Consider the following 526-nt stretch of genomic DNA (forward strand, 5'->3'; position numbering starts at 1 on the left):
CCATGCAGACAATGCATGGCTTTTTTTGTACCCTAATAAAAAACAAAATTAGGGAAGTGAAAGTCATGCTTATCGTAGTTTCTCCAGCGAAGACCCTCGATTACGAGTCTCCGTTAGCGACAGAAAAATTTACTCAACCAGAGTTAATTGAATATTCAAAAGAATTGATCGACGTTTGCCGCAAACTGACGCCTGCTGATGTTGCCTCTTTAATGAAAGTGAGTGACAAAATAGCGGATCTGAACGTCGGGCGATTCCAAGAGTGGAGCGAAACGTTCACAACGGAAAACTCGCGTCAGGCCATTTTTGCGTTTAAAGGTGATGTGTACACGGGCTTGGAAGCTGAAACACTATCAGATGCGGACTTCGAATACGCGCAAAAACACTTACGCATGCTATCTGGTCTGTACGGTCTGCTCAAACCGCTCGACTTAATGCAACCATACCGTCTGGAGATGGGGACAAAACTGGCGAACGAGAAAGGCAGCAACCTGTACCAGTTCTGGGGCAATGTGATTACCGATAA

At 45.2% G+C, this 526-nt stretch carries 1 protein-coding gene; it reads left to right on the plus strand.

Annotated features, from left to right (window positions below):
• Positions 1-65: 65 nt before the first annotated feature.
• Positions 66-526, plus strand: a 461-nt coding sequence (locus R7190_RS30480; RefSeq protein WP_318138293.1) for a peroxide stress protein YaaA, incomplete at its 3' end; no start/stop codon positions are given.

This window comes from Vibrio sp. 1078-1 (genome assembly GCF_033340475.1).